This is a genomic window from Oceanobacillus bengalensis (assembly GCF_003628445.1).
GTDB classification, from domain to species: domain Bacteria; phylum Bacillota; class Bacilli; order Bacillales; family Amphibacillaceae; genus Oceanobacillus; species Oceanobacillus bengalensis.
In genome coordinates this window covers 202,778-225,675 of the sequence record NZ_RBZO01000001.1, presented here as the reverse complement: position 1 = coordinate 225,675, position 22,898 = coordinate 202,778, and the positions used below count along the sequence as shown (strand labels likewise).

Here is a 22,898-nt window from a genome sequence, read left to right as displayed (position 1 = left end):
ACTTCGGCGATAACATTGTTAACTTCAGCGATTTTCCTGTGAACATTGGCGAAATCACTGTGAACTTCAGCGAAAACCACATCCTCTAGCTTTGCAAGGTACTTTTACAAGAAACAAAAAAACGAACAACCCGCAAGACTGTTCGTTTTCCGCTCTCTACACATGCCTTCTTTCCATTAAGTGAATGCCTATCCCCATAAATACAACACCCATTAAAATCAGAATACTTATTGGAAACAACAGCTCTTCCAGTGAGTAGCCATACACTGCTACACCATTTAATATTTCCATCCCATATGTCAGCGGATTAATCTTCGCTAAAGCAAGTAAGATTTCTGAACTGACAATTTCAAGTGGCCAGTACGCACCACCAATCATCGCCATACTGACAGCAATAATCGGTAAAACCGCATTAAATTGCTGTGTATTTTTCACACATGCTGTAATGAAAATCGACAGCGCTACGATAGAAAATACATATGGAAAAAGTAACAACAACATTTCTAAAAATCTTCCATTGAAATCAATGCCAAACCAATAACGGAAGACGAGAAAAATTACAATTACCTGCAAATAACCTTCGAAAAAACTGTAAAGTAAGTTTGAAACATACATTTCCCATTTTTTCACAGGAGATAATATCATACGATCCCATATTCCATCTTTCTTTTCTATCAGGATAGATAATACATTATATGCAATCGTGTAAATGACAAAAAATAACGTAAAACCGAATAAAGAATGGGAAGCACTATCATGAACAACTGCATCAGCACTTCTAAAACTACTTGCCTCTATGGAAAAGACTGGTGATTCAATTGACTGTTCCATATTATCTAAGAACTCTTGTTGTGAAGATTCCGTATCAGCACCCATCATTTCAAGAAGTTTTTCATTTTGTCGTTTTTCTACATATACTCCCTGGATAGTTTGTTCAATCATTTCTACGTTAGATGACGCAACACCGACAATCACTTCATAGCTATCTTCCTTTAAAATGACCCCTGCTTCTGCTTTCCCACTTGATACTCGCTTCTTCATTTCTTCCTCTGCCATCCAATTAAACGTATATACTTCATTTTCTTCTAATGCTTCACCGATTGCTGACTCCTTGATATCATCAGCACTAGAAACAGGAACAGGGATAGACGACATTCCTCCCGTACCACCTATCATCAGTGCGAATACAATCGACATTCCAGTAAAAATGAAAAACGTCCAAGGGTTACGAATAAATGTCTTGAATTTTGCTAATAAAATTCCAATCATGCTGATACCCCCCTTCTCGGAAAACTAAGCACAGCGATAATAATCGATGTTATTGCAAAGAGAAGAATGTACACAATATGATTTGAAATTGCAACCATTGCATCTCCTCGTATAATACTTAAATATGCAGACATTCCAGCACCATTCGGCGTTAAGTTACCAATCACTTGAAGAATCTTGGATGAATCCCCAATTGGAAAAAAACTACCGCCTAAGAATGCCATCATCGTTACAATAATGCTTGAAAAGAAATCTGTTAGAACTTCCGAATGAAATCGATAACTCACTGCAGTCAATAATACCGCTATCCCTCCAACTGAAATAGACAAGGACAAGGTGACAATAAAAAAGGAGAATAGATTTGGCCATGTAATATCAAATACAATCCAGGCAAAAGCAAACACCAACATTGACTGGATAAACGCAAAGATCATTCCAGTAATTAACACACCAGTAAAATAAACCCACCGAGAAACATTTGCTAAAATAATGCGATCAAATACATGGGTCTGTTTCTCATTAAAAGATATCGTGCCAATTGCTGTAGCCATAAACAAAACATTCATTACTACCATACCAATGGTGTAATATGCTTTTGATGATACTGGATTACCTTGATTAACCACAGTAACTTCACTATCAAGTTCATCAACATCAACTTGCATCGCTCTTTGGTCAATACCCTGGTCAGCTAAGAAAACTCCCAATGTGAGCTGCTCCCCAAATTGCTGTAGAATTTGCCCTACAATATTTGCTCCTATTTCTTGTTGTTCATTTTGAAATACTTGTAAATTTATTGAAGATTCCTCGTCTAGAAATATTTCATTCAATGTTTCATAAGTAAAGTTTTCTGGTACTTCAATAAGGGCTGCATATGAATCATCATCCAGTACATCCTGTTTTTCTGAAGGATTTACTTCATGCAAGACAATCATTTCAGATAATTCCTCACTTACAAAAACATCTTTTAACATTCGAATTGGAGCCGTCTCTATTGCACTTTCTTTTATCGCTACAACTGCTTCCTCAGGTAATCTAGCTTTATCCATATCTGAAACAAATCGAGCGACTTGTTCTTCTTCCGTTTCATGTTCAATCAAAGCAACCTTAAGATTAATTTCGATAGAATCTCCATTCATCCAACTACCAAGAGCCGTTCCTAAGATAGCAATTAGGATCATCGGTAATCCAATTAATAATAGGAGTTGCACTGGATTTCGGAGTAATATAAGTGCTTGTTTTTTAATAATTTGTCCTAACATTTATCGTTTCACCCCTAATCCCTTAAAGCTCTTCCAGTTAAGTGGAGGAATACATCCTCGAGCGTTGGAGCATTAATGTCTACCGATCTTAATTCTAAATCTGCTTCTTCCGCCATCTTTGCAAGTGTCGCGAACATATTCACTTCCTTTGGAACAACAATTGTAATTTCCCTGTCTTCAACCTTTACGCGGTGTATCGTTGGATTATTTTTCAATTTCTCAATAAACCTATCGTTCCAACGATCTGCCTTAATCGAAATCGTATGTTCAGATGATAAAATTTGTTTGATTTCCTCTTTCGTACCTGAAGCGATTAAATTCCCCTGATCCATAATGTAAATTCTGTCGCAAAGAAATTCGACTTCTTCCATGTAATGACTCGTGTATAATACAGTCATCTGCTTTTCTTCATTTAAACGCTTTACTGTTTCTAAAATATAATTTCGTGACTGGGGATCAATACCAACGGTCGGCTCATCCATAATAATAATCTCGGGGTCATGTAGCATGGCAACACCAATATTCAGTCGGCGCTTCATCCCACCAGAGAATGTTTTTACAATATCCTTCTTCCTGTCCGTAAGTCCAATTTGCTCAAGTACCTCTGCAATCTTAATTTGTAGTTCTTTCCCTTTTAGCTTGTAAATCCTACCGAAAAACTGTAAATTTTCAAGTGCTGACAAATCATCATATAACGCAATCTCTTGAGGTACCATTCCTAATACCTCTCGAATCGGTCCAGGATTTCTTAAAATACTTTTATTGTTATAGCGTACATCGCCACTTGTTGGTTCTACTAATGATGAGAGCATAGAAATTGCAGTAGATTTACCTGCACCATTTGGACCTAATAGCCCTACAATCTCACCTTTTTCTATAAACATATTTAAATTTTTAACCGCTTCATTTTGTTTAAATCGCTTAGTTAAATCAACTAATTCAAGCACACGTATCCCCTCCTGACACTTATTCTACGGGAATAAGGTCGTGCAGCATACTATCTGGAGTCACTTTATCTATTTGCTTTATATGACCTAAGTCATTTTTTGCCTTAAAATAAAAGAACCCTCCAAAATAAAGAGGGGTCCACCTAATCTTATTTACTTATTTTCCTTCCATAAACAATGCCCAAAGCAAAAATAACAATTTGACTCAGTAACAAAATGACTCCACCTAGTTGTTGCTCCTTCACTGGGTCAAATGGCAGAAGTGATTGGAAGAAATCTGGTGTTAATAGATCCGCATTAGGTAAACAAACAACCAATGATGACATAAATAAATCAATATCTGTATATAAAGAATAGATTCCTTCACCTTGCGTAAATAAAATAATACTATACGGAATGATTAAAATGATATTTAGCAGCCCATAAACACCTTTTTGCTTAGCCGTCAGATAATTTAGTTTCAGAATTGGAACCCATAGAAGAATTGCTGCAATAAATAAAGCCAACAATACGAAATAATTCAGATATAAATCTAACCTTGCATAGTTAAAAATAACTGGAATATGATACCCATAAAACAATACATAAAATAAAATAATTGCCACAATCGGTTTTGTGAGCACCTGAATAAGCTTACGAGCGAATGCCATCTTCTTTATCGCTTTTCTGATAATCTCATTCTTAAATCCTATGATTACTAATGGTGGTGCTACAAGTAACAGCAATACAATCTGGATCATATGTGTACTAAATTTGATCCTACCAATAATATTTAATGGACTTCCTAGTGAGGCGTAAATAGCAATTAGCCCTAATAAAAATACGAAAGACTTCCATATCGAATGCCTTCCTGAGGATGGCAATAATAAGAAATAAATGATTATTGCAAAGGCAGTAAAAATAAAGATACCACCGTTCCACAATGTTGACGCATGGAATTCGTCTAAAATAATTTCTAACATCGTTTTACACCAACCTTCTTACCTGCTTCTATAATCAGTATAAAGGATGTATGTATTCATTTGGAAAGTTAGTTATAACAATATCATGACATTCTCTTTCATTCACCGATATAATGTTTTACTGCGAATATTGCGAGTTGTGTTCGGTCTCTAAGTCCTGTTTTTTGTAAAATCATGGTTAGATGGTTTTTAACTGTACCGACAGATAGATGCAGCTCAGCAGCAATTTCTTTATTTGTCCATCCCTCACCAACTAGTTTTGTTACCTGTACTTCCCTTGGTGATAATTCTACCGTCATTTCAGGTTTTTTTGTCTCTTTATTCAATAACCTTGGCATGACCTTTGCTGCTACTTCATCATGTATCGTTAATCCGCCATTCATACAACTATAAACAGCCTCAATTAGCTTGTTTGGTTCTGCTGTTTTCAGTAAAAATCCATTTGCACCTTCTTTTAATGCTTGAAGTGCATATTCATCATCATTAAACGTAGTTAATATAAGAATCTTCACAGATGGCCAACGCTTTTTAATGATTCTCGTTGCCTCAATCCCATTCATCTTTGGCATCCTAACATCCATCATAATAAAATCAATCATATGTTTTTCTAGTATCGCGACTGCGTCAAGCCCGTTTTCTGCTTCATGTGTTACAGTGATAGTTGGATCTTGTTCTAGAATTACCTTTAGACCTTGTCTTACAATCGTTTGGTCTTCAACCAATAGAACACGCCACATCTTAAGCCTCCTCACTAGGAATCGTGCCCGCTACAACAAATTCCTTCTTCGTTTGATACACATTTAGTCTTCCATCTACTTGCTCAACACGTTCCTTCATACTGTTTAATCCAAATCCGAATGTGAAATTTTTAGGATCAAATACAGTGTTTATTATTTCAAAAGATAAATCTGCCGTTGCAGATTTCCCTAATGTTATTTGCACCTCTCTTGAACGAGCATGTCGCATTGCATTCGTCAGTGATTCTTGTATTACTCTAAATAATGTCACATTTTTTTCATTTGAAAGTGGAATAGATAATACCCCTTGCTTCATCGTAAATTGAACTAGGATATGACTTTCCGCTTCCAATTTACGAATAAGATGGACAACCGTTGCAATCCCTTCATTTTCTTCTGCTTGTAAGGTCTTAACAGCATGCCTTGTCTCTTCTAAACTATCCTTCGCCATTTTCTTCAAATCTTCGTATTCATTACTTTTATTTTGTATCGTTAACATCTCCAATTGCATGATCAATGCAGTTAACCTATGTCCAACTGAATCATGGATATCTCGAGCAATTTTCGTCCGTTCCTCCACACGTGCATTATGTTCTACAGACAAATTCATTCGCTTTAATTTCCGATACTCACCTAATAACATTTCATAGGTTTCCTTTTGTTCCTTCCTCTCTACATTCATTTGGTTCACAACCAAAGTTAGGTAAAACAGGAAAATACCTACAATAACTATCTCAAGATTAAAATCATTATGGAAAGTAAAAAGTATAGGTATGAATATCAAAGAAATAACAAAATAGACTCGGTATTGTATCTCTCTTAAATGTATGGAGGCATCTATTACCAAATATAGAATAAGTACAATCGTTAGGCTTGAATAATTGGTCAATAACAAACTATGAATAATTAATATAACGAATATGCTACTATATAAGAAAAGTATTGCTTTCTTTGTCGATACAAAAAAATATATCCCCATTGATATAGCGAAGGCAATGATACTATATGGAATAAAATTACTATCCAATATTATTAATAGTATCCATAAAATACTGAAGGAAATAAATCGCAGGCCGAATAACTTCATAAGTAGTTGTACACCTCCACCTTGTTACCTCTTTATTTAACATACCAAAGAACGAAACATTTTGAAATAAAAGAAGTGCTAATAACAGAATGACTTCTATCTGTTGTTACTTCCTGTTCGTTTTGCGTATGCTTATTTTCAAATTTGCACCTGTTTCAATATGATAGGCCTTAGCAAATAACTCTTGATTAATTGCTACGCCAATATTATCCAGGGAATTCACAAATAATAAGGCTTCACCCAAACGACTATCTGCAAAAGAACGAGCAAATTTCATGATGTTTTATAAATGTGGCGGTGATTGTTTTCCATCATAACTTCCAATGAGTTGCCTTATTCAATCCCTGCATTCTTGAATAATTTATGGTTAATATTTGTCCATAAATTTCCAAATCGGATATCTAATATATCAATATTTCCTATGATTATACCTTCATTGTTCGTTGCATTCGCTAAAGGTAGTTCTACTAGTTCATTTACATGAAGTTCTGGACCTACGTCCTCAATTGAAATAACATCAGAAGCTAATCTTGCAGCCGTATGTTGAAGACGATGCCGAAACCGTAAAGTATGTTCATGAAAATCTAGGATATTATATTAGAATGGAAACTACCAAGAACCAAAGTGAGGAAATTAATCTCACTGGGAGCATCGCCACAAAAGGCATATGAATGGGGAAATTCCAGGAAAGCATATTGGCGTATAGCAAGAAGTCCAATACTACACAAAACCCTAGCTATCGCCTATTGAGCGAACCTAGGGTTAAAGACATATCCGCAAGATATGAACTTTTGCGTTTGACATAATTGGAACCGCCGTATACGGATCCGTACGGTGGTGTGAGAGGGACGGAGGTTAACACCTCCCCCTATCTCTATTTCAAAATTAAGCTATGTTAATGGAGAAGTGTATTTACTTTTTGTGCAAAGAACTCAAAAAATCTCCAATACCAATTTCCATATATTCTATCTTATGTTCATCATTTAAATTAGCTTCACCGGACACCATTTCAACTTCCGATTCTTCACTGCCCTCTTTTTGGTACTGTAAATTAATTGTGAAATTATAAATGTTTTCTTTAGAATCTGTCTTTTCATATTCAATGTTTTTTATCTTTAATTTAAACTGATTCCTTGTAGGTTCGATCATTAGCGTTGAGCCATAGCTATTAACAAATTCTAGATAGGACGTATCGTTGGCAAAATAATCTTTGTATAGATTTTCTTCATATTGCACTAAATCTTCGAGCCCTTTACTTTCCAACATTTGTTTTAATTCTTCACTAGGCCCTGTAAGAGCATTCTGTAATACAGCTTCAATTGACTTTATATTTTCATCTTGTACTTTCGTTTCTGTTTCCGTACAACCAACCACCAATAACAGAAGTGGAGTAAATAAAGCGATTACAAATAATTTATACATTTGTTTTTTCATAATAACTCCTCCTTATAATAATACGATGAAACCTGTTAATAGGTTTCAATCACTTATGCGCTGAGGGTTATCTAGACGCTTCAACTGTGCATAAATAAACGTGTTCATAAACGTAAGTACATCAAGCTTATTGTCACATTTATCAATTTCATCGATCAATCATTTTTTGTATAACTTTGGAATCTAATGGATAGATGTGTTCCTTGAATACAGTTTTTATGGTATGATTGTCCACGTTTAAATCTCCTTATCGTTAGGTATTTGGACTGGACTACCCAACCCTATTTATAAGGGTTTTTTTATGGTTTTAGCAACATTTAGCCCTAAAATTGCCAAACTTCAATAAATATATCTTTGCTTGACTTTTGATAAAAAGTTATTGGAACGCTAGTCCAATTTTATATTAAAGATGAATAGTGCAAGCGCCCGTGTAGCGACGAACTAACTGCGCCCACGTAGATGAGCGTGGGTGGTTCGATTTTAATTGAACAATCCTACTAGAAGATAAAGGAAACATGCCCCTTCAAGGGGTATGCCGACGTTGATGATGCCTGCCTTTAGTCGGCCTTCCTTTTAAACTTATTCAAGGAAGTTCGATTAATCGAACTGTTATCGTACGGAGGTGAGGGAAGTCTTACTAGTCGCTGGTACGCTTGCGCTAGAAATTAAAAAACCACGCCATTACCGCAATAAACGATAAGGACGTGGATGGATATACGTGGTACCACCTTACTTTACTGGATGTATGCAGCCTCAGACAAGTACTTTAAGTTACTAAACCCCTTTATATTTATACTGTGGTATTGATAACAAGTACCAATTCTCGTCTGTACCTACTCATATCAGTGATATTTCCAGCACGAAACTCCGAGGCCATTGTTCAGATTTGTATTGTTGCTTCTTTTCAGCTACCGAAGCTCTCTTCTGAAAAATACTTGAATCTTACTTTTTCTCATCAACGCTTTTTAAAGTGATCATTTATTAAATTAAGAATATTAAAGGAAATTAATTTATAGAAAGCAAGCTATTTTTTCAATTATTTTAACTGCTATAATATATTGAAAAGGAGTTGTAAATATGTCGCAAACCTATCTCATAACTGGATTTCCAGGATTTCTTGCTAGAAATTTAATCAAACAGCTTATCCATGATCACAGTAACAAGATCGAACATATCTACTTACTAGTTTTACCGACTCAAGAACATCAAGCTTCAAAGGAAATAGAAATGCTTTCCACAAGTGCTGGTGTTGAAATAGATTCATTTACTATTATATCTGGTGATATAACGTTGCCTGAGTTAGAAATGACAAAGGAATGGAGTCAAAAGCTACAGAATACGGTAACACACGTCTTCCATCTTGCAGCAATTTATGACTTAGCTGTTCCAGAGGAAATTGCCTACAGTGTTAACGTCCAGGGGACAAATTATGTTAACAATTGGGTTAAAAATGTTAAGAACCTTAAACGTTACATCTATTTCAGTACAGCATATGTATCAGGAACAAGAGAGGGAAAGATTTACGAAACAGACCTTAAAAAAAGGCAAACGTTTCGAAATCATTATGAAAGAACAAAATATGAAGCCGAAATCCTAGTTGAAGCATTAAAAGATGATGTACCTACGACAATTATTCGTCCAGGAATTGTTAAAGGACACTCAAAAACTGGGGAAACGATTAAATTTGATGGACTGTATTTCGTGCTAAATATGCTCGACCAATTAAGATTTCTACCTGTCATTCCTTATTTAGGGAAAAATAGCGCGGAAGGCAATTTTGTACCATCTGATTATGTCCTTCGTGCAACGAGTTATTTAGCAATTGCTGAAATTGGTGAAGGAAAAACCTACCATTTAACAGACCCAAATCCGTACACAATGAATGAAATTTATCAAATGCTCACAGAAGCTTATTTAGGTATGACACCTAAAGGCGCACTCCCGCTTGCATTAGCTAAATCGGCTCTAAATATAGGTGTGATACGTAAATGGCTACAAGTTGAAAGAGAAGCAATGGATTACTTCTCCATTCACTCATCCTATGATGCAAGCATAGCTGTTAATGACTTAGCTGGAACTGGGATTACTTGTCCAGATTTAAAAGATACAATTGAACCAATGATTTGTTTTTATAAAAAGTATAAAGATGACTCAAATAAACATATTCAAATTCTCTAGCCAATTACAGTTACAAGTCGTACGTAGACACTTACGACTTGTAACTGTAATGATAACAAATTCTCTTTATTCTTAAAGATAAATTAAAATTTCGCTCCAAGATTCCACTTTCTCCATAAAGGACTTCGTATAGCGGCCAGGAATTGGACTTGTTGACGGCATTTTAATAACACGTACGTCATCCCAATCTGACAAATCAACGTTCTTCTGGAAAGTAGTATAGGATTTCGTACCATTACAAGCTATTAACCGAATGGTCGGATGGTCTCTTAGTAACCCAATAATATCATTTGGTTCCTCATCCAGAATGCTCGTATCCAAGCTACCTTCTCGATAACAAGCACCGATCGAATCCCAAAGAGCAATACCATGTCTTTTTACAAAGTCTATTTTTTCATTATAATCTTCAAGTGGTACCTGATGAAATAATTCAAATAATATCGGCCAAAAATGATTACGAGGGTTTCCATAATACTGTTGTTTTTCTAATGATATTTTTCCTGGCATCGATCCAAGGATCAATACCTTTGGTTTGTCTGGTAGTATAGGTGGAAAAGAAATAAGCTTTTTGTCCAATTCATTCACTCCAATGATGTTTGCATATTTCCTTTATCGAAACGAATCAACTTTTTCCACTATTCTTGTTTTTATTTCTGACAGTTCCGTTTCACTAACTGAAACATCTGGTTCAATCCATGCAAATCCATCGTCTTTAAATCTTGGAACGATATGCATATGGTAATGTTCGACATCCTTAAATATTCCGTTGTTTTGCATGATGGTGATGCCATCTGTTTTCAGTACATTCTCTAAAACAATTGCTATTTTTTGTGCTGTGTGAATGATGGCAGTTAGAGCCTCCTGATCAACAGCATTAAATTCTTGATCATGCTTTTTAGGTACGACAAGAATATGACCTTTGTTTATTGGATATTTATCTAAAAATGCACAGACTAGGTTATTTTCATAAACGATATGTGCTTCACTTTCCCCTGAAATAATTTGGCAAAAAATACAAGACTTCATCACTGCACCCCATTCGGCTTAATTAATGTATTTTTCCCGATTTTGCTTCAACAATCAAAAAATGTGGGTTTGTCATTAAATAATGATAGCTGTTCAGATTTTTTTCCTTAAATGATTCCTGTGGTTTAGGTTCTACAAGTTTTTCAAGTGTAAAGAATTGTGTTGTCGTGTTAACAATATCCTGCATTGCTCTTCTGTAAAATTGAACATCGATTACGATATCCTGCTTTTTCCATCTATCTGTTAAGCGTTCCTTTTGAAAGTAATTTTCCCGTTTAAAGTTATTAAAATCCATAAAAGGATGATGAACAGAGAATAATAGCATTCCATCTTGTTTCAGTACCCGATGAAATTCTGAAAAAGTATATTCCCAATCTTTTAGGTAGTGTAACGTTAGAGAGCTTATGATTATGTCAAACTGACTTTCTTTAAATGGAAGGTTCTCTTCTAAGTTGTGACAAAGAAATTCTGCTCGGTCTCCAACTCTTCTCTCAGCAGCGCTGATCATTTCTTCACTAATATCAATACCTGTTACATCTGCACCCTGATTCGTCAGATATTCCGAATACCAACCAGCAGCACATCCTGCATCAAGCACTGTTTTTCCAGATAGATCATCTGGAAGTTGATGAATCATTGCTGGTCTCTCATAGTCAGTATTGTATGGACTATCGTGGTCAACATCCTGTTCATAACTTTTTGCTAATTGATTATACGTTTCTTTTATATCCATTTCAATTGCTTGTCCTTTCATTAATTATTCACCACCGACTTTTTCCTTTTCTTTTTTATCTTCTATCTTTTTCCTCATTGGTATTTTTTCTTTTAATTTATCTAGCATATTTTTCGTGAATACAGAAACTTTTTCCAATATTTCTTTCGTTGATACTGAAATATTTACAAATACTTTTTTTGCTAATAACGAACATTTCCTCCAAAGGATTTTAAACTTACGGTTGATAGAAGGTAATTTACACAAATAAATACAAAAATCAACCATTAGTAACACAAGCCAGGCGATTAAGTATATGTAGCCACTTGTTAAAAAAATTGCCCAATTATCCCCCATTTGAAGTTGTTCTTTTAAGAAGACGTATTCATCCATTCCCCATGGCCTTTGGGCGTAATAGATGAAAGCTACTAATGGAATGAGGAGTGATAATATAATTGTAATCACTGCAAGAGCACTAAATCGCCTGTAAATCCAATACATGATACTAGAAGCTAATGCAATAATAAGAACGACGATATACATTGTCCAAACTGTATCCGCAAGTGTTTCCATCCCTACTCACACTCCCCTGTTAATCTCAGGTCCCCAATCTATATATTCGTCAAACATGTCCAATTTCCTGCTAGAGTCCATTGGTTCGCATCTTTATTATATGAAAGAATTATACTTGTATATGTTATTTGTCATATTTTTTAAATAATCAAATAAATTAGAGGTGATTTATGTTATAATTGCTCATTATTATGTTCAGGAGTGAGTATATGCGTGCAATCATAATTGGCCTACTTGGTGCTTTGTTTTTCTCAGTTACCTTTGTATTGAATCGTTCCATGGAGTTAGAAGGTGGGAGCTGGGCATGGAGTGCTTCTCTTAGATTTATCTTTATGCTTCCGCTTCTATTTATCATTGTTGGATATAAAAGGAACATCAAGCCTGTATTCTTGCATTTGAAAAAGTATCCAACCGCCTGGTTACTCTGGAGCACAGTCGGTTTTGGGCTATTTTATGCACCCTTAACATTTGCAACGATTTATGGTCCAGGATGGCTTGTTGCTGCAACCTTTCAACTCACCATTGTTGCAGGTTCATTAATTGTGCCATTCTTGAACAAAAACAACGACCGGCAATCCATTCCTTTTCGAAGTATCATTATTTCACTTATTATTTTAGCTGGTGTATGTGTGATGCAAATTGAACATATGTCATCCATTCCACTAATTAGTGTGATTCTTTGCGTGATCCCAATTATCATATCATCCTTTGCATATCCACTAGGGAATCGAAAAATGATGCAAGTAGTTAAAGCTGATTTAAATACATTTCAGCGGATATTAGGTATGACCATTGCTTCCATGCCTTTCTGGATAATCCTTTCTATTTACGGACTCGTTACAGATGGTCTGCCCTCCGCTAGCCAAATATCCCAAACTTTTATTGTCGCAGTTTCGTCTGGAATCATAGCGACAGGTTTATTTTTCTATGCAACAGAACTCGTACGAAATGACAATCAAAAATTGGCTGGTGTTGAAGCGACACAGTCTGGTGAAGTAATATTTGCTCTGATTGGTGAAATACTATTTTTAAGTATACCAATGCCAAGTATCGTTTCATTTATTGGAATTCTACTTGTCATCATTGGCATGATTTTGCATAGTATTGTTTCTCCTTACAGTACTAGTACAAAGGCACCACTAATAAAACATGCTTCTGGGAACGATTAACCTTTACATTATTGAAGATTTTTAATTAGCTATTGTATGAAAAGTTAAAAGTGTGTATAATACAATGTAATTTCATATGTTGAATGTTTTCTAGGGTTCCGCAACGAATTGTTGGCCTGGTCCGAGAGAAAACTCATAGCTTAGCTGTGCCACGGAAGGATAAAAGCCTGGGAGATAACTGTTTATCAGTGTCTCTTAGGCTTCTTTGTTTTTTTGGGGAAGAATAAAATCGGAGGTGTCATTTATATGAACACAGATTGGATTAAAGTAATGATTGCTGCTGTATTTGAAGTGTTTTGGGTTATTGGATTGAAACACGCATACGATTTTTGGACTTGGTCTGGAACAATTATTGCTATTATCGTGAGTTTTTACTTAATGATTATGGCAGGTAAAAAACTCCCTGTGGGAACCGTCTATGCAGTGTTTGTAGGACTAGGTACGACAGGAACCGTTATCTCTGAAATACTATTTTTTGATGAAGCCTTTAAATTGAGTAAGATACTTTTGATTTTACTTTTACTAGCAGGTGTAGTCGGCTTAAAATTAGTTACAAAGGATAACGAACAGGAAGGAGCTGAATCCTAATGGCATGGGTTTCTTTAGTTTTCGCAGGATTATGTGAAATGTTTGGTGTAGCTATGATAAATAAACTTCATAGAGAACGGAATTGGAAATCACTGTCTCTTTTAGTTCTTAGTTTTGGAGCAAGCTTTCTATTTCTAGCTTATGCAATGGAAACTCTACCAATGGGAACAGCTTATGCAATCTGGACAGGGATAGGTGCATCTGGTGGAGCAATATTGGGAATGCTGTTATACGGAGAATCAAAAGATTGGAAAAGGCTTGTCTTCATAGCGATGGTGTTAGGTGCAGCGGTTGGGCTGAAACTTGTTTCGTAAAGAACGTGAACGCAGAAAATGTTTCTTAACTAATGCTCTCTCAAGTTTAAAATGGCGCTCATTCGCCTTCAAAATAACTTGATAGGCGCTCTCTAGTTCATTTCGGTGCTCATTCCCCTTCAAAAATAACTTGATAGGCGCTCTCTAGTTCATTTCGGTGCTCATTCGCCTTCAAAATAACTTGATAGGCGCTCTCTAGTTCATTTCGGTGCTCATTCGCCTGCAAAACTATCTTGATAGGCGCTCTCTAGTTCATTTCGGTGCTTATTCGCCTGCAAAACTATCTTGATAGGCGCTCTCTAGTTCATTTCGGTGCTCATTCGCCTTCAAAAATAACTTGATAAGAGCTCTCTAGTTCATTTCGGTGCTCATTCGCCTTCAAAAATAACTTGATTAATTTAAGCATGACCAATTGATGGTCAATAAAAATTAGCAGTTCAATTTACGTATAAATTGAACTGCTAAAAAGATATTTATTCTTCAATTAAAACGAATAATCTATGCTACATTCGTTTGTTGTTCTATACTTCCTTTTCCTTCAACAGTTTTTCCATACGGAATCATATTATATATAATATTTAAAACAATAGCTGTTACACTTCCAGCAACAATTCCGTTACTCGTCAAAATTTGCACACTATTTGGTAGTTGTGCGAATAATTCTGGAACCACCGTTACACCTAACCCCATTCCCACTGAACATGCAATGATCATCGAATTACCCGGGGATTTTGTAATCTCGCTACTTAACATTTTAATACCTTGAGAGATTACCATGCCGAACATCGCAATCATGGCCCCACCTAATACGGAAGTTGGAATGATCGTTGTTATTGCAGCTATTTTAGGAACCAGTCCTAATCCAACAAGCATAATCCCTGCCACAGCAATTACTTTACGAGATTTCACACCTGACATTTGCATTAACCCGACATTTTGTGAAAAAGCAGTATATTGAAAGGCATTGAATATTCCACCTAGAAATACGGCAAATCCTTCCGCACGATAACCTTTTGTTAAATCTTTTTCCGTTAACTTTTTATCGGTTATATCACTAACCGCAAAATATACTCCAGTTGATTCAACTAAAGAAACCATTGCAACTAATATCATCGTAATAATTGCTGACCACTCAAACGTTGGCATTCCAAAATAGAACGGCTCAACCATGTGAAAATAGGATGCTTCTGAGACAGCTGAGAAATCAACTTTCCCCATAATTGTAGCTATAATTGTACCTACTAATAGACCGATTAAAATAGAAATAGAACGCATGAAGCCTTTTGAAAAACGATAAAGTAAAACAATAAAAATTAATGTCCCAAAACCTAATGAGATATTGGCAATGGAACCAAAGTCTGGCGCTCCCTGTCCACCACCTAAATTATTAATGGCTACAGGAATAAGCGTGATCCCGATAATTGTTACGACTGTACCTGTAACAATCGGCGGAAAGAAACGAACCAGTTTCCCGAAGAAGCCTGCAATAACAACGACAAACAGACCAGAAACAATAATTGACCCGTAAATCGCTGATATCCCGTATTCTCCACCAATTGCAATCATTGGCCCTACTGCAGTAAACGTACAACCTAACACAACAGGCAAACCAATTCCAAAAAATCGATTAGACATAATCTGTAGAAGTGTAGCAACTCCACACATAAAAATATCAATTGCAACCAAATATGTAAGTTGTTCTGAGGTTAACCCTAATGCGTCACCGACAATAAGTGGAACCAAAATTGCTCCTGCATACATTGCAAGGACATGTTGGAGACCTAATGCTGCTGTTTTCATCGTGCTACCTCCTCCTTAAACATTACTTCTCCATCTGTTAATGATGCGATATTAGCTAGTGATTCAATACGAATGCCACGTTTTCTAAGTTCATCTCCACCTTCTTGAAATCCCTTTTCAATAACAATCCCAAATCCAGCTAATGTTGCACCCGCTTGACTTACAATATCCATTAATCCTAATGCAGCTTGACCGTTTGCTAGAAAGTCATCAATGACAAGCACCGTATCATTAGAAGAAATATATTCCTTTGAAATTGATATTTCGTTTGTCTCTTGTTTTGTATATGAACGAACTTCTGCTGAATAAAGATGATCAATTAACGTTAACGACTTACGCTTTCTTGCAAAAACAGTTGGAACCCCCATCTTTAATGCTGTCATAACAGAAGGCGCAATTCCAGAAGACTCAAGGGTGAGTATTTTCGTTATTCCCGCATCTTTAAATCGTTTGGCGAATTCCTCACCAATTTCCAGCATAAGCTCTGCATCAATTTGGTGATTTAAAAATGCGTCTACTTTTAAGACGGTATCTGATAATACCTTTCCTTCTTGCGTAATTTTGTTCTTCAATGTTTCCATGATTATGTCCCCTTTCCAAGCAACAAAAAAGCCCGCTTACTGCGCTTCTACAAACCATGAAGAAGCAAAGTAAACGGACTTTAATCCGACATAAATAAAGAATCACTATAATAGTGTCCAATGATTTATACTGCTTTTTCATAGTCGGTTCATTTACGGTAAACCGGTAGAAACTTGCAGGCCTTATCCCTGCGATTATATGAAAATAGTATTCTGTTAAGTTGTTGTAATTAGTATAACATGAAATTTTATAATTACAACCCGAACATTTCATAAAATATCATTCGAGTAATTCGGAAACTAGCGGCACCTTTTACATACCAATAAAAAGTCATAACCATTCTAAAAATTCAATTCTGTTTCCGAATGGATCTGAAAGATAAAACCGATTTGCACCTGGTAATTTATTATCTACTTGAAATGAGACATTTTGATCCATAAGATATTTTTTCATTGAAGCTAGATTCCGTACGCGTATCGCGGGATGTGCCTTTCTTGCAGGAATAAATGGATCCTCAATTCCAATGTGCAGGTGTACAGCACCAATCGCAAACCATACCCCACCATTTTTCTGTAATAATGGGGCTTTTTCAATTTCCTGAAATCCTAGTAATCCTTTGTAAAATTCACGAGCTTTTTCTTCTCCACCCACTGGAGCTGCTAATTGAACATGATCTATCGATTCAATATTAAACTTCAATTTTATTTCCTCCCTATATTTACAGGGTAACAATGAACTAATTTTAAAAATAATATATATATCTTATTATTCATGAAAAGCACTAGTTATCAACTTAGTTTAAATTTTTTAACGATATCACTTAACCTGTCTGCTAGATCACTGAGCTCACTTGAACTAGCGGTCACTTCTTGTAATGCGCTATTTGCTTGCTGTTGGCTTGCGGATGTTTCTTCTATACTGGCAGCAGATTCTTCAGATATGGATGCAATTTCTGCAAAAAATATATTCATTTTCTGACTGTTAGTTGAAATATTAGATATACTTTCAGAAATCGTAATAATATTTGTTGTCATATCTGACATAGCCATTCTAATTTCCCCAATCGTTTCTTGGGTCGTTTCTATTTGTGTTGTCCCTTTCTCTACTTCTCGATAGCCATCCAGTAATGAGGTCGAAACGACTTTTGAATCTTGTTGAATCGTCTCAACAAAACCTTTTACATCTGTTATGGAAGCTGCAACTTGTTCCGCTAGTTTCCTTACTTCATCTGCCACCACAGCAAATCCTTTACCATGCTCTCCCGCTCTTGCTGCCTCAATAGCAGCATTTAATGCAAGTAAATTTGTTTGATTCGCAATCTCTTCTATGACTATAACAAGTTTGGAGATCTCCTTCGTTTGCTCGTCGAATCGTTCCATTTTATGAACAGCTTCTTGAATAATGCCATCAATTTTTCTCATTTGGCCAGTAGAGGAATCCATTAATTTTTTCCCTTCATTTGTCATTCGAAGGACTTCCTCAGAAAGGGTTTGTACGTTTTTCCCCTGTTCATTTGCTTTCATAATATTCGATTCAAATTGATTCATACTAGAAGTAAAGTCTGTTGTATAGTTTGCCTGTTTTTCACTACCTGAAGCAATCTCCTCCATTGTCGTAGATATATGCTCTGATCCCTTAGCAACCTCATGTATAGATTGTTGTAATTCTTCACTTTGTGTTGCAACATTGTTAGATGCATTTGCTACTTCCTTTATTATTGTATGCAATTTATTTTTCATTAGTTGAGTAGAATTCGTAAGTTGTCCAATTTCATCATTACGATTACTGTCCTCTATTGCTATCGACAAATTACCTTTTGATAGTTCTTTCATTCGTTCCGAAGTTTTTCTAATTGGTTTTGCGATTTTTCTACTAATAAAAATGGAAATCATAGAAACAACGATTATTGTTAAAACTAATAAAATAATAGCTGTGATGACAATCTCCGTGTTTGTCCTTTTAATAATTGTGTTATCTTGGCTAACCGCAATCACACCTATAATAGACTGATGTGTAGGGTCATACATTGGCATATACGAGGTTGTACGCTCTTTCTCATCAACAGAAATCGCTTTGCCATTTTGCAATTCTGTAAGAATGGACATATCACTCAATGAATCTCCAACACGACTATCAGCAGTGGAGAAAATAACAGATCCATCTTGATTGTAGAGATCAATCGCTACACCTTGAAGCATATTTTGTAACTCCGCTAAAAATGTATCATCTAGTCCTGTTTGTAACGTTCCTATCACTTCATTATTGTATACAATTGGAACAAAAGCGCGAACAGAAAGTCCACTATTACCAAATTCAAACCCTGCCAACGATTCACCATTTAGGGCTGATTGAATAGCGTGTAAATCACCTTTCTCATCACCGTATTCTTCCAAGTTGTGTCCACGAAGCAGGACCTTTCCATTATTATTACCAACCTCAAAAACATCAAGACCATGTTCTGTTTCCATACGTGAATATATTGGTAATACAAGTTGTTGAAGAGCTTGCCTATCTGCAGCCTGAAGAGCTGTTATCAATTCTTCATCGTCGGCATATTGTTCAGTTAGTTGCAAAAGGTCTCCTGCAACCTTATTAATCTGTGTTTGTACAGTGTGTTCAGCTTCCTCTTGTTGCTTCATAATTAAGTCTAAAAATCCTTGCTGTGTTACATATGAAATAATAATTACAGTAAGGATTAATGGTAGAATAGAAAGCATTAGGTAACTTAAAGTAAATTTCTTCTGTAAACCATTAAAATTATTTAGCTTTTTCATGATATATGCCCCTTTAAGTAGTCTAAAAGCATATTATAAGCTTTTTCAAATTAATTCTCCATTAACCCTACTCCAATGATAAGAAATTTGAATTGCGTGCCAATGTTATTGTAATAAATCAAATAAAAAGGCCAACTTCTGTTAAGAAGCTGACCTTCGTTTTGTTTATTATGTAATACGAGCCACATTTGCCGTATTTATTCATAGTAAGTTTTAAACCACCACTTCACCAAGTGGGTGTCCGCAGAAACCTTCCTGTCTTCCGCTTCATGGGCGGCGCGACATTAGGATCTCAATGTAAAACTCCCTATTCTTTCATTAGAGGTTAAAACTTATTCAAATACGTACAATGTAGCTTGTAAATCTATATTACACCTAGTGGCTCATATTTTCAATAGGTTTTTATTACCAATACTGCGTGATATTCAAAACAACAATTCATAAACCTCTGTAAGCTCCCTAACCCGAACATCGTTTTGTACATTCTTTGCATAATTTAATTCATTGTCTAAAACGTTGTCTAGGTATGCCATTTCTTCTTCATCCAAATCTCTAACAAACTTTCCTTCGCTAGAATATTGACGTGATTCCATTTTATTTAATATCTGCCTGCAAAGTTCATTTTCACTATAGTTAGACAAGGATTCGCGCAAATATTTTAGTGTATTATCTATGACCTTTCACCTCTACAATCAAATCTTTGTATTCTTCTTTTTAGCCCGTTGCTCTAATTGTGATTTCGGCTCTTGATTCCCCACATCTTCCGTTAACCCTTGGGGATTAATGCTTGAATTTACTCGCTTTTTACTCCAGTTATCATTCTTTTTGCTCATGAAGACACCTCCTGATGTTAGTGTTACAAAAAATATTTATTATATGCTCTGAATATCTGTTTTTATCTAATTGATTCTACAGAACGTTCAAATATGTTACGATGTTTAAAAATACTTGGAGGTTAATTTTCGTGGAAAACGAATACTTTGTCGGGTGGGGTACACTTGCACTAATTAATGCTGGTATTGCTCAAGGAAAAAATAGAACTGGGCTAAATTGGTTTCTACTTTCTTTAGTTTTTGGTCCAATCGCTACCCTAATATTGCTCTTTGTAGAAAAAAGGGGAAATGATTAAGAACCTGAAATAAGGCTAAACATAACGAAAACTTCCCGATCTTAAGATGAAAGATTATAGGATAAGAAGCTTAGTATATTAACTTTCTATAACTGAATATTACTTCGGAGTTGATAGAAAATGCGACGTAAGATAACACGCAGAAAAGGTATTTTGGCTTATGATCTTAAATTCAGGAACGGAGCCCTCGAGGAAGAGAAAGTAACTTGATAAGCGTCCTCTAGATGAAAACGGAGCTCAAAATCTGAATTTGTAACTTGATAAGCGTCCTCTAGATAAAAACGGAGCTTAAAATCAGAATTTGTAACTTGATAAGCGTTCTCTAGATAAAAACGGAGCTCAAAATCAGAATATCTAACTTGATAAGCGCTCTCTAGATAAAAACGGAGCTCAAAATCAAAATTTGTAACTTGATAAGCGTTCTCTAGATGAAAACGGAGCTCAAAATCAGAATTTGTAACTTGATAAGCGTCCTCAGATCAATTTATTTCCGAATCCTTTTAATGATTAGCCTACATCTAATTCGTATTTTATATCAAATACGAAAGCAATCTTTATTCAGAGGATTCTGAATGATATTTAGATTTTTCTATAATAAATTTCTTTTGTTCAGCTTCATTGTATTTATAAATAGCACAAAATCGACTTTTCTATCCAATAAAAGCAAATACTTTGTAGTTATCCTCTCTAATTCTATCTCTATTCCTTTATTGCTATATATGTTCTCACCTTACTTTTTTTAATTTAAAACCCATTATACTAAAATAGACCCCAAATCAGTTGAGGGTCTATTTGATAAATTATTCTGAGTACGGATTACTAAAACATCACATATAGTAGAGCGTACAATTGCCATTTAATACATTCTAGCGATTCTACATCTTTTGTACAGGTTCCGCTACTTTAATTTTCGATTTTTGCTTTGCCTCTATAAGAGCTGCACTATTCTTTACAAATAACGAACAAATTAATCCAACTACTGAAATTCCTGTAATAAAATAGAAGGTAAATTTAACACCGGCAGCTAATACTTCTGGCTCGGTGGCATTAGGGACATCCATTACAAAACCGCTTTGTCCAGCAGTAAATAATGTTATCGCAATTGCGGTACCAGCTGCACCTGCAACCTGGTTTAATGTATTCATTGCAGCAGAACCATCTGCATATAACTCACGTGGTAATTGGTTAAGTGCATTCGTTTGTGCTGGCATTGTTGTCATTGTTAAACCAAAGAATAAAATCATGAACGCAGCAATGATTTGCCATACGGCTGTAGATGCTGAGATTGTTGTTAAGAAAATAATATTAGCAATTAATACACAAATAAATCCGATAACATTGAATGTACGTGGGCCAATTTTATCAAACATTGATCCAACGACTGGTGACATTGCAAAGTTTACAGCGTTTCCTGGAAGTAATAATAGCCCTGCAACTAAAGCGGTGAATCCTAAAGCACTCTTTAAATACATTGGCAATAAAATCGATGTTGATAAAATAACTAAAATACTTAAGAACATAATCAATGTACCTAATGAAAACATTGCATATTTAAATACACCTAAGTTAATCATCGGTTGATCCATTGTTATTTGACGAACACAGAATAATACTAATGCAATTATCCCTACTACGAATGGTAACCAAACTTGTGGTGAAGAGAATGAAACTTCAGCCATTGTCGCTAATGCGTATATAAATCCACCAAATCCGATTGTTGACAACAAAATGGAGACAAAATCGATTTTTGGTTTCGTAATCTCTGATACGTTATCCATTTTTGGTGTCCCAATAATCATTAAAATCACGTAGAACGCAGCGCTAAACCAGAAAATGTAGTGCCATCCTAACGTACTTATAATTAAACCTGACAGAGTTGGACCAAGTGCTGGTGCCGCTGTAATAACAAGCCCAACAAGCCCCATAACAAGTCCACGCTTTTGAATTGGGAAAATTAATAAAACGACACTTAACATAACAGGTAATAAAATACCTGTACCCATCGCTTGTACAATACGACCTAGTAATAAAATAACAAAGCTAGGTGATAGAGCGGCTAAAACTGCACCAATAAGTGATAATCCTAATCCTGCTACTACTAATTGTCTTGTTGTGAACCATTTCATTAAAAGAGCCGAAACCGGTACTAAAATCGCTAATGTTAATAAGTATCCAGTTGTTAACCACTGAGCAATACCTGGTGAAATACTATAATCCTCCATCACATTTGTTAATGCCATGTTTAATGCTGTTTCTCCAAATAATCCGATAAAGGCACCCAACATTAAAATTAGTGCCATCGTCTTTGGACTTTTTACTTGTATATGTGTTTCCATAAAAATCTCCCTTATCATT

General features: G+C 35.5%; 24 protein-coding genes, 1 other RNA gene, 1 pseudogene, 2 riboswitches and 1 other annotated feature. Of the genes and pseudogenes, 6 read left to right on the top strand and 20 right to left on the bottom strand.

Annotated elements, in window-relative coordinates; all coding sequences use genetic code 11:
• Positions 1-156 precede the first annotated feature (156 nt).
• The 7 genes from D8M05_RS01100 to D8M05_RS20860 all read right to left on the bottom strand — a co-directional run bounded on the left by D8M05_RS01100 (position 157) and on the right by D8M05_RS20860 (position 6,541).
• A complete protein-coding gene (locus D8M05_RS01100; protein ID WP_121127760.1) occupies positions 157-1,269 on the bottom strand; it encodes an ABC transporter permease in 1,113 nt (370 codons plus the stop codon).
• Positions 1,266-2,531: an ABC transporter permease gene (locus tag D8M05_RS01095; protein ID WP_121127758.1), complete on the bottom strand. Its 1,266-nt coding sequence runs from the start codon at positions 2,529-2,531 to the stop codon at positions 1,266-1,268. Before D8M05_RS01095 ends, D8M05_RS01100 begins: the two co-directional genes overlap by 4 nt.
• A gap of 14 nt (positions 2,532-2,545) precedes the next feature.
• On the bottom strand, positions 2,546-3,478 hold the full coding sequence (locus D8M05_RS01090; protein WP_121127756.1) for an ABC transporter ATP-binding protein: 933 nt from the start codon (positions 3,476-3,478) through the stop codon (positions 2,546-2,548).
• A 149-nt stretch (positions 3,479-3,627) separates the two neighbouring features.
• Positions 3,628-4,440 (bottom strand): cytochrome c oxidase assembly protein, encoded by an 813-nt coding sequence (locus tag D8M05_RS01085; protein WP_121127754.1) that lies wholly within the window; start codon positions 4,438-4,440, stop codon positions 3,628-3,630.
• A 98-nt stretch (positions 4,441-4,538) separates the two neighbouring features.
• A complete protein-coding gene (locus tag D8M05_RS01080) occupies positions 4,539-5,177 on the bottom strand; it encodes a response regulator transcription factor (protein ID WP_121127752.1) in 639 nt (212 codons plus the stop codon).
• Between the two features lies 1 nt (position 5,178).
• A complete protein-coding gene (locus D8M05_RS01075; protein ID WP_121127750.1) occupies positions 5,179-6,264 on the bottom strand; it encodes a sensor histidine kinase in 1,086 nt (361 codons plus the stop codon).
• Positions 6,265-6,370: 106 nt separating this feature from the next.
• On the bottom strand, positions 6,371-6,541 hold the full coding sequence (locus D8M05_RS20860; RefSeq protein ID WP_379543546.1) for an SAM hydroxide adenosyltransferase: 171 nt from the start codon (positions 6,539-6,541) through the stop codon (positions 6,371-6,373).
• Between the two features lie 323 nt (positions 6,542-6,864).
• Between D8M05_RS20860 and D8M05_RS20470 the strand changes: the two are divergent.
• Positions 6,865-7,070, top strand: a pseudogene (locus D8M05_RS20470) (group II intron maturase-specific domain-containing protein); the annotation flags it as partial.
• A gap of 106 nt (positions 7,071-7,176) precedes the next feature.
• Here D8M05_RS20470 and D8M05_RS01060 read toward each other — a convergent pair.
• A complete protein-coding gene (locus D8M05_RS01060; RefSeq protein ID WP_121127748.1) occupies positions 7,177-7,698 on the bottom strand; it encodes a hypothetical protein in 522 nt (173 codons plus the stop codon).
• A gap of 695 nt (positions 7,699-8,393) precedes the next feature.
• Positions 8,394-8,666, bottom strand: a binding site (T-box leader).
• 109 nt (positions 8,667-8,775) lie between these two features.
• Between D8M05_RS01060 and D8M05_RS01055 the strand changes: the two genes are divergently transcribed.
• Positions 8,776-9,876 carry an SDR family oxidoreductase gene (locus tag D8M05_RS01055; protein WP_121127746.1) on the top strand — a complete coding sequence of 367 codons (1,101 nt, stop codon included), beginning with the start codon at positions 8,776-8,778 and terminating at the stop codon, positions 9,874-9,876.
• Between the two features lie 72 nt (positions 9,877-9,948).
• Here the strand turns inward: D8M05_RS01055 and D8M05_RS01050 are convergent, their stop codons facing one another.
• Genes D8M05_RS01050 through D8M05_RS01035 form a run of 4 tightly spaced genes read right to left on the bottom strand, consistent with a single transcriptional unit; the run spans position 9,949 to position 12,187 of the window.
• Complete coding sequence (locus D8M05_RS01050) at positions 9,949-10,461, bottom strand: DNA-deoxyinosine glycosylase (RefSeq protein WP_342772213.1); 513 nt, start codon at positions 10,459-10,461, stop codon at positions 9,949-9,951.
• A gap of 24 nt (positions 10,462-10,485) precedes the next feature.
• Complete coding sequence (locus tag D8M05_RS01045; protein WP_121127742.1) at positions 10,486-10,902, bottom strand: HIT family protein; 417 nt, start codon at positions 10,900-10,902, stop codon at positions 10,486-10,488.
• Positions 10,903-10,924: 22 nt separating this feature from the next.
• Complete coding sequence (locus D8M05_RS01040; protein ID WP_121127740.1) at positions 10,925-11,656, bottom strand: class I SAM-dependent methyltransferase; 732 nt, start codon at positions 11,654-11,656, stop codon at positions 10,925-10,927.
• A gap of 3 nt (positions 11,657-11,659) precedes the next feature.
• Entirely contained in the window at positions 11,660-12,187 is a 528-nt protein-coding gene (locus tag D8M05_RS01035; RefSeq protein ID WP_121127738.1) for a hypothetical protein, read from the bottom strand.
• Between the two features lie 209 nt (positions 12,188-12,396).
• Between D8M05_RS01035 and D8M05_RS01030 the strand changes: the two genes are divergently transcribed.
• The 3 genes from D8M05_RS01030 to D8M05_RS01020 all read left to right on the top strand — a co-directional run bounded on the left by D8M05_RS01030 (position 12,397) and on the right by D8M05_RS01020 (position 14,258).
• A complete protein-coding gene (locus D8M05_RS01030; protein ID WP_121127735.1) occupies positions 12,397-13,356 on the top strand; it encodes a DMT family transporter in 960 nt (319 codons plus the stop codon).
• Between the two features lie 79 nt (positions 13,357-13,435).
• Positions 13,436-13,532: riboswitch (guanidine-I (ykkC/yxkD leader) on the top strand.
• 70 nt (positions 13,533-13,602) lie between these two features.
• Positions 13,603-13,944 (top strand): DMT family transporter, encoded by a 342-nt coding sequence (locus D8M05_RS01025; RefSeq protein ID WP_121127733.1) that lies wholly within the window; start codon positions 13,603-13,605, stop codon positions 13,942-13,944.
• Positions 13,944-14,258 (top strand): DMT family transporter, encoded by a 315-nt coding sequence (locus D8M05_RS01020; protein ID WP_121127731.1) that lies wholly within the window; start codon positions 13,944-13,946, stop codon positions 14,256-14,258. Before D8M05_RS01025 ends, D8M05_RS01020 begins: the two co-directional genes overlap by 1 nt.
• A gap of 498 nt (positions 14,259-14,756) precedes the next feature.
• Here D8M05_RS01020 and D8M05_RS01015 read toward each other — a convergent pair whose 3' ends face one another.
• The 7 genes from D8M05_RS01015 to sspL all read right to left on the bottom strand — a co-directional run bounded on the left by D8M05_RS01015 (position 14,757) and on the right by sspL (position 20,247).
• Positions 14,757-16,058: a nucleobase:cation symporter-2 family protein gene (locus D8M05_RS01015; RefSeq protein WP_121127729.1), complete on the bottom strand. Its 1,302-nt coding sequence runs from the start codon at positions 16,056-16,058 to the stop codon at positions 14,757-14,759.
• On the bottom strand, positions 16,055-16,639 hold the full coding sequence (locus tag D8M05_RS01010; protein ID WP_121127727.1) for a xanthine phosphoribosyltransferase: 585 nt from the start codon (positions 16,637-16,639) through the stop codon (positions 16,055-16,057). The genes D8M05_RS01015 and D8M05_RS01010 overlap by 4 nt, the downstream gene beginning before the upstream one ends.
• Before the next feature lie 121 nt (positions 16,640-16,760).
• A riboswitch (purine riboswitch) is annotated at positions 16,761-16,862 on the bottom strand.
• Positions 16,863-16,970: 108 nt separating this feature from the next.
• Positions 16,971-17,339 (bottom strand): VOC family protein, encoded by a 369-nt coding sequence (locus D8M05_RS01005; RefSeq protein ID WP_121127725.1) that lies wholly within the window; start codon positions 17,337-17,339, stop codon positions 16,971-16,973.
• 89 nt (positions 17,340-17,428) lie between these two features.
• Positions 17,429-19,414, bottom strand: a complete 1,986-nt coding sequence (locus tag D8M05_RS01000; RefSeq protein ID WP_121127723.1) for a methyl-accepting chemotaxis protein — start codon at positions 19,412-19,414, stop codon at positions 17,429-17,431.
• A 175-nt stretch (positions 19,415-19,589) separates the two neighbouring features.
• A non-coding RNA gene (gene ssrS, locus D8M05_RS00995) (6S RNA) lies at positions 19,590-19,775 on the bottom strand.
• A gap of 64 nt (positions 19,776-19,839) precedes the next feature.
• Positions 19,840-20,088, bottom strand: a complete 249-nt coding sequence (locus D8M05_RS00990; protein WP_121127721.1) for a sporulation protein — start codon at positions 20,086-20,088, stop codon at positions 19,840-19,842.
• An 18-nt stretch (positions 20,089-20,106) separates the two neighbouring features.
• Positions 20,107-20,247, bottom strand: coding sequence for a small, acid-soluble spore protein L (sspL, locus tag D8M05_RS00985; RefSeq protein ID WP_121127719.1), 141 nt, complete (start codon positions 20,245-20,247; stop codon positions 20,107-20,109).
• 131 nt (positions 20,248-20,378) lie between these two features.
• Between sspL and D8M05_RS20055 the strand changes: the two genes are divergently transcribed.
• Entirely contained in the window at positions 20,379-20,543 is a 165-nt protein-coding gene (locus D8M05_RS20055; RefSeq protein ID WP_183072669.1) for a hypothetical protein, read from the top strand.
• 875 nt (positions 20,544-21,418) lie between these two features.
• Here D8M05_RS20055 and D8M05_RS00980 read toward each other — a convergent pair.
• Entirely contained in the window at positions 21,419-22,897 is a 1,479-nt protein-coding gene (locus tag D8M05_RS00980; protein WP_379543540.1) for a DHA2 family efflux MFS transporter permease subunit, read from the bottom strand.
• Between the last annotated feature and the right edge of the window lies 1 nt (position 22,898).

Bases quoted from the DNA above. Each gene is read 5' to 3' on its own strand.
- D8M05_RS01100 (WP_121127760.1), bottom strand. From the start codon at position 1,269: ATGATTGGAATTTTATTAGCAAAATTCAAGACATTTATTCGTAACCCT.
- D8M05_RS01095 (WP_121127758.1), bottom strand. From the start codon at position 2,531: ATGTTAGGACAAATTATTAAAAAACAAGCACTTATATTACTCCGAAAT.
- D8M05_RS01085 (WP_121127754.1), bottom strand. From the start codon at position 4,440: ATGTTAGAAATTATTTTAGACGAATTCCATGCGTCAACATTGTGGAAC.
- D8M05_RS01080 (WP_121127752.1), bottom strand. From the start codon at position 5,177: ATGTGGCGTGTTCTATTGGTTGAAGACCAAACGATTGTAAGACAAGGT.
- D8M05_RS01075 (WP_121127750.1), bottom strand. From the start codon at position 6,264: ATGAAGTTATTCGGCCTGCGATTTATTTCCTTCAGTATTTTATGGATA.
- D8M05_RS20860 (WP_379543546.1), bottom strand. From the start codon at position 6,541: ATGAAATTTGCTCGTTCTTTTGCAGATAGTCGTTTGGGTGAAGCCTTA.
- D8M05_RS01060 (WP_121127748.1), bottom strand. From the start codon at position 7,698: ATGAAAAAACAAATGTATAAATTATTTGTAATCGCTTTATTTACTCCA.
- D8M05_RS01055 (WP_121127746.1), top strand. From the start codon at position 8,776: ATGTCGCAAACCTATCTCATAACTGGATTTCCAGGATTTCTTGCTAGA.
- D8M05_RS01045 (WP_121127742.1), bottom strand. From the start codon at position 10,902: ATGAAGTCTTGTATTTTTTGCCAAATTATTTCAGGGGAAAGTGAAGCA.
- D8M05_RS01040 (WP_121127740.1), bottom strand. From the start codon at position 11,656: ATGAAAGGACAAGCAATTGAAATGGATATAAAAGAAACGTATAATCAA.
- D8M05_RS01035 (WP_121127738.1), bottom strand. From the start codon at position 12,187: ATGGAAACACTTGCGGATACAGTTTGGACAATGTATATCGTCGTTCTT.
- D8M05_RS01030 (WP_121127735.1), top strand. From the start codon at position 12,397: ATGCGTGCAATCATAATTGGCCTACTTGGTGCTTTGTTTTTCTCAGTT.
- D8M05_RS01025 (WP_121127733.1), top strand. From the start codon at position 13,603: ATGAACACAGATTGGATTAAAGTAATGATTGCTGCTGTATTTGAAGTG.
- D8M05_RS01020 (WP_121127731.1), top strand. From the start codon at position 13,944: ATGGCATGGGTTTCTTTAGTTTTCGCAGGATTATGTGAAATGTTTGGT.
- D8M05_RS01015 (WP_121127729.1), bottom strand. From the start codon at position 16,058: ATGAAAACAGCAGCATTAGGTCTCCAACATGTCCTTGCAATGTATGCA.
- D8M05_RS01010 (WP_121127727.1), bottom strand. From the start codon at position 16,639: ATGGAAACATTGAAGAACAAAATTACGCAAGAAGGAAAGGTATTATCA.
- D8M05_RS01000 (WP_121127723.1), bottom strand. From the start codon at position 19,414: ATGAAAAAGCTAAATAATTTTAATGGTTTACAGAAGAAATTTACTTTA.
- sspL (WP_121127719.1), bottom strand. From the start codon at position 20,247: ATGAGCAAAAAGAATGATAACTGGAGTAAAAAGCGAGTAAATTCAAGC.
- D8M05_RS00980 (WP_379543540.1), bottom strand. From the start codon at position 22,897: ATGATAAGGGAGATTTTTATGGAAACACATATACAAGTAAAAAGTCCA.